Genomic DNA, 4,376 nt, shown 5'->3' on the forward strand with positions numbered 1-4,376 from the left:
CCACGGTCCTAACCTGCACCTGGGCGACAGTCTCGAAGACCACATCCAACAACTGGCGCTGGCCCAGCAGTCCTTCGCTGCCGGAGGCGTGACCACTGTCGGCGACGCTCAGGTCACACGTCGTGAGTTCGACATGTACCTGCACCTGGCCGAGCGGGGGGAACTGAAAATCCGCTACGCCATGTACCTGCTGTCCTCCCTCCTGGAGGAGGGACTCGAGATCGGCATGCGCGGGGCCTTCGGCAACAGCATGCTCTCCTTCGCGGGGTTCAAGTTCTACGCAGACGGCACCCTGGGTGGGTGGACCGCCTACTTCCCGGACGGGTACGTGGGCGACCCTTGCCGCACCGGCATGCTCTACCACGAGCCGGCCGAGTACGCCGAGCTCGTCGGCAGAGCCCATCGCGCCGGGCTGCAAACCGCCACTCATGCACAGTCGCCCGATGCGATCGAGATGGTGATCAGCACGATCGAGCAGGTTCAGAGGGATCACCCGCGCGAGGACTGTCGGCACCGCATCGAACACTGTGGACTGCCCACCCCCGAGCAAATCACCCGGATGGCCGCCGCCGGCATCCTGCCGGTGAACCAACCTCAGCACTATTACAACTGGGGATCCGGTGTCACCGACGCGATTGGCACCCCAGGGGAGAGGTTCAACCCGCTCGGGGAATTCGTCGACGCCGGTGTCCCGGTCACGCTCAGCTCAGACGCCCCCGTTGCCGATCCGTTGCCACTGCAGGCCGTCCAAACTGCGGTCACCCGAACTACTGCCCGTGGCGACCGGCTCGGTCCGGACACGTTACGAATCAGCGCCGAGCGCGCCCTGCAGGCCCACACCCTCGCCGGTGCGCGCGTCCTGGGGCGGGAAAGTGATCTGGGCAGCCTCACCCCGGGCAAGCGCGCTGACTTCGTGGTGCTCGGCGCTGACCCACTGGCCGTGGACGCCGCGACCATCCAGGACATCCCGGTGTTGTCGACGTGGGTGGGCGGGGTTTCCGTCTACATCGCGGACAACGCCTGAGCAAGTAGAGCGCCCAAGGAACCAAGGAACATCATGATTAACTCCGCCACGACCGACAGTGCCATGACAGAGACCACGTGCCAGAACAATGTGGCCCTCGCCGTACTGACCACCCTGCGCAACTACGGAATCGACACTGTCTTCGGCATCCCCGGAACGCACAATCTGGAGCTGTACCGGGCCCTGCCCCGGCTGGGCATTCGCGCGGTGACGAACCGTCATGAGCAAGGCAGTGGGTACGGAGCTGACGGCTGGTCACTGCAGACCGGCCTTCCCGGTGTGGTGATCACGACCTCAGGGCCGGGTTTGCTGAACGCGTTGTCTTCTGTGGCCACCGCATATGCTGAGTCCCGACCGATGATCGTGCTCACCCCCGGACCCTCGCTCGGGGAAGAGTTCGCGGACATGGGTGCCCTGCATGAGACCAAGGACTCTCAAGCCGCAGCTGAGGCCGTCGCCGAGTGGTCCCGCCGGGTGTCCAGCGCTCCGGAGGCGGTGCGGGCCGTGCACGAGGCCTTCGAGCTGTTCCGCACTGGTCGGCCCCGTCCGGTGGTCATCGAGATCCCCCTCGATGTCCTCGAGGCCCCCATTGACCTCGGCCAGCTCGACTTGGGGGCGCGTCCATTGCCCGCTGCCCGGCGCGCACCTGAGGACCAGGTCCAGGAGGCGGCGCGCCTGCTCAGCTCGGCCACCAGCCCTGTGATCGTCTACGGCGGCGGGTCCCTGGGCGCCGGACACCGATTGGTCACGCTTGCGGAACTGGCCGACGCCCCCGTGGTGACCACGCTCAACGGGCGCGCTGCCATCCCTGAGACGCACCCGTTGTCCCTGGGCGCCGCGCTCAGGTTGAAGACAGCCCAGGCCGTGGTGAATGCCGCGGACGTGCTGATCGTGGTCGGGTCCAAGGTCGGCGAGGCGGAACTGTGGTGGGGGCCCCTGTCGCCCTCGGGCGTGGTGGTGCGCATCGACCGCCTGCAGTCCCAGCTGCACAAGAATCTTCCAGCCCAAGTGGGCATTGCCGCAGACGCCGAGGCTGTTGTCGACCAACTCATAGAGGCGTTGACGCCGCTTGATCGAAAGGAGCGGAGAGTTAGTGGCGCCCGGCGCGCCGCCGAGGTGCGCACGGCCATTGAGGCCGAGTCCAGGGACTGGAGTCCGGCCGTGGTCGCAGTCTCCGAAGCCATCGCTGCGGCACTGCCGGATGATGTCATCCTCGGGGCGGACTCATCACAGATCTGCTACTACGGCACGGCGAACCATATTCCGCTGGCTCGGCGGAACTCCTACCTGTACATGGCAACCTACGCCACGCTGGGGTATGGGCTGCCGGCCTCGATAGGGGCGGGCATCGCCGACGATTCCCGCCCGGTCGTTTGCGTCGTCGGAGACGGCGCGCTCATGTTCTCCATTCAGGAGCTCGTCACCGCTGTCGAACAGCGGCTTGACCTCGTTGTCGTCGTGGTAGACAACGGCGGATATAAGGAGATCGAGGAGAACGAGGCTTCCGTCGGCATCGCCCCGATCGGGGTCCGCCTCACCCAGCCCGATTGGGCCGCGCTAGCTCAGGCATTCGGGGCCACGGGTCGTCGTATCGCGAGTCCCGGGGAACTCGAACCAGCCGTGGCCGCGGCGGTCTCCGCTGGCGGCGTTCAGCTCGTGCACGTGCCGCTGGCCCTGTTCTCTGAGGAGGCCACCCGATGAGCATCCTCACATTCCAGGCCAAGCAGACCGCCCGGCAGTGGATCGACGATCACTTCACCGAGCTCTCCACCTGGCATCAGCACATCTGGAACCTGGCCGAGCCAGCTTGGCGTGAGTTCGAATCCGCCGCCTGGTATGTGGACCTGTTGACCTCTTACGGGTTCACCGTGGAGTCCGGCTCGGCGGGTATGCCCACCGCGTTCTGCGCGGAATGGACCCACGGCGAGGGGCCCACGCTGTTGACCTATGCCGAGTACGACGCGGTCCCGGGGAACTGCCAAGCACCCGACACCCGGGCCGCCGCCCGGGAGGGGCTGGACACACATGCGCCTGGGCACACGGACCCGCATTCGGTGCTTGGGATCTCTACCCTCGCCGGGCTCTTGGCCACCCAGCACGCCATGCGCCAGCACGACATCCCCGGCACGCTGCGGTACACAGGTGAACCGGCCGAGAAGATGCACGGGTCCAAGGTCGTTCACGGGCTGCGCGGCTACTACGAAAACGTGGACGCGATCGTCAGCTTCCATCCCTTCTACATGCTGCCTCTGTGCAACACGGCCCGCTGGGACACCCAGTGCGGTGCGTATTACTCGAAGGTATACGAGTTCGTCTGCGAGGAGCCCGAGACCTGGCAGACGAGTGGTAGCCCGGAGTCCCCCATCCCCGCCTCGCACTCGGCCGCCCGTGCCCCCGGGGCCAACGTTGCCCTGATGCAGATGTATTCGGCCTCCCGGATCATGCAGGACGCCATGCTGCCCAGCTTCGGCGGCTGGAGTCTCTCGGACGCCATCCTGGCCTCAGGCCAGGCCACCGCCGACAACCTGCCCGCCCGTGTGGCCCGCATCCAATACTCATGGCGCACACCGGACATCGACATGGCCGAGCACATCCTGCAGGTGCTCGACCGCAACGCCGAGCATGCCGCCGCGATGGCACACTGCCGGGTCGACGAGACGTGGGTGGCCCGGTCTCGGCCCGGGCTGACCAATCACGCGCTCGCCCAGGCCCTGTACGCCAATCTCGAAGAAGTCGGTGCCCCCCAGTACGGTCCGGATGCGGTTGCCGTTGCGCAGTCCATCCAGCGCGAACTGGGCCTGGCGCCGATGGACCGGCCCTTCCTGGAGGAATGCCAATCGCTCATCACCCCGCAGGACGCCGAACGGGGCCTGCGCGAGCACCTGGCACCCTGGCAGTTGAACTGGACCAGCGACGACTACGTGGAGATGACCCACTATGCCCCGACCGTGCGCTTCTACATCTCGCGTCCGGCCCTGAAGCAGGCCCAGGGGGAAGCTCCCTACCCGGCTTGGGTGATGAACGCCCTGGGCGGCATCCCGGCCACCATCGATCCGACCATCGACGTGGCGGGCAAGACCATCAGCGGGACCTTCATCGATCTGCTGACCGACCCTTCTCTGTTGAGTGACGCCGCCGAGGAGTTCGCCCGCCGCAAGGCAGGGCGAGGTTGCGCACCGCTACTGCCGGCCAGCTTCGAACCGCCCATCAATGTCCTGTGGCCCGAGTACGTCCGGGACCGGGAGGGGCAGCGTCGGTGGCTTGGCACTGCGGACGTGTGAGCTTCCACCCGTACCCGTCGTGCAGTCCGGGCTGACCCGTCGACTAGAGGGTCACCATGTCTAGACCACGC

General features: G+C 66.6%; 3 protein-coding genes. All 3 read left to right on the forward strand.

Going from position 1 to position 4,376, the window contains the following annotated elements:
- Positions 1 to 1,024: amidohydrolase (locus ACFWJO_RS37295; protein WP_386872563.1), on the forward strand; the 1,024-nt coding region annotated here is incomplete at its 5' end.
- 33 nt (positions 1,025 to 1,057) lie between these two features.
- Positions 1,058 to 2,725 (forward strand): thiamine pyrophosphate-binding protein, encoded by a 1,668-nt coding sequence (locus ACFWJO_RS37300; protein ID WP_247298380.1) that lies wholly within the window; start codon positions 1,058 to 1,060, stop codon positions 2,723 to 2,725.
- Complete coding sequence (locus ACFWJO_RS37305; RefSeq protein WP_144819765.1) at positions 2,722 to 4,305, forward strand: amidohydrolase; 1,584 nt, start codon at positions 2,722 to 2,724, stop codon at positions 4,303 to 4,305. Before ACFWJO_RS37300 ends, ACFWJO_RS37305 begins: the two co-directional genes overlap by 4 nt.
- Positions 4,306 to 4,376: the final 71 nt, after the last annotated feature.

This window comes from Streptomyces sp. NPDC127092 (genome assembly GCF_042722475.1).
In the GTDB taxonomy this organism is placed as follows: Bacteria; Actinomycetota; Actinomycetes; order Streptomycetales; family Streptomycetaceae; genus Streptomyces.